2 protein-coding genes are annotated in these 1,298 nt (G+C 60.8%); one reads left to right on the top strand and one right to left on the bottom strand.

Features of this window, described 5'->3' with window-relative positions; genetic code table 11:
- Nucleotides 1–149 precede the first annotated feature (149 nt).
- Nucleotides 150–950, top strand: coding sequence for a sulfite exporter TauE/SafE family protein (locus AC1D1P_RS23610; RefSeq protein WP_477674682.1), 801 nt, complete (start codon nt 150–152; stop codon nt 948–950).
- Nucleotides 951–961: 11 nt separating this feature from the next.
- Here AC1D1P_RS23610 and AC1D1P_RS23615 read toward each other — a convergent pair.
- Nucleotides 962–1,298 (bottom strand): LysR substrate-binding domain-containing protein (locus tag AC1D1P_RS23615; RefSeq protein WP_477674683.1); only part of this gene is annotated, 337 nt, incomplete at its 5' end.

Raw genomic sequence — 1,298 nt, forward strand, 5'->3', positions numbered from 1 at the left:
CTCGCCCACCTGAACCCCGGTTCAGGATGACGGTCCAGTGGCTCTCGCAGAGACCTTTGTTTTCTTGTCCCGGATCCGTACGGACTCCAGGCCGCGAACAAAAAGTATAGCCGGTTGTGCGCCCAGCCCGCCGTGCCACAGCAGATCTGATGTCTCTCGAACCCCAACTTATTGCCGAACTTCTCTTGTTGGGTCTGTGCACCGGTTTTCTTGCAGGCCTGCTGGGCATCGGCGGCGGGATGCTGATGGTGCCGTTCATCACCTTCATCCTTACGGCAAAGGGCTACCCGCAGGAATACACCGTGAAAATGGCGGTCGCCACCTCGCTGGCCACCATCTGCTTCACCTCGTTGTCATCAGTGCGTGCGCATCACCGGCGCGGGGCCGTGCTRTGGCCCATCGTTCGGCTGCTGGCGCCCGGCATTTTGCTGGGGTCATTGATTGGCGCCCAACTGGCAGTGGCCTTGCCGGGCAAGATCCTCAGCATCCTGTTTGCCGTTTTTGTGGCGTTTTCAGCCACCCAGATGTTTCTGGGCCGTAAACCCAAACCCAGCCGCACCCTGCCCGGCCGCCTGGGCACCTTTGGCATGGGTGGTGTCATCGGCATGCTGTCTTCACTGGTGGGTGCAGGCGGCGCCTTCGTTTCGGTGCCCTTCATGACCTGGTGCAACGTGAAAATCCATGACGCCGTGGGAACCTCGGCAGCCCTTGGTTTTCCAATCGCGCTGGCCGGCACCCTGGGCTACATCTGGGCCGGCCAGAATCTCCCGCAAATGCCGCCCGGCTCCATCGGCTTTCTGTACCTGCCAGGGCTGGTCATCATCTCGGTGGCCAGTATTTGCACAGCGCCGCTGGGCGCACGCACGGCGCATCGCATGGACATCCAGCCGCTRAARAAAGTCTTCGCGGTCGTGCTGTATATCCTGGCAGYCTATTTCCTGCTGCGCTAACCCTTGTTGTGCTAACGGCGGGTGACAGCACGCCGGGGCTGTGCCGTTTTGGGGCGAAAACCAATCGTCTGCTCGATCAACACCCCGCCATCCGTCATCAAAAAAGTCTTGAACGCCTGCGCTACCGGCGTCAGCCGCTTGTTGCGGCGGTGCACGACATACCAATTCAGCATCAACGGAAAACCCTGCACGTCGAGCACGGTCAGGCTGCCCACCTGAAGTTCGCGGCTGATGGTATGCGCCGACAGAAAACTCACCCCCATGCCCGCGATCACGGCCTGTTTGATGGTTTCCGTGCTCTTGATCTCCATCGCGATGTTGAGGTCGGCCAGGTGCGCGCCGAAGCCC

The sequence above is a fragment of the Polaromonas sp. P1_E1_2 genome, from assembly GCF_056406035.1.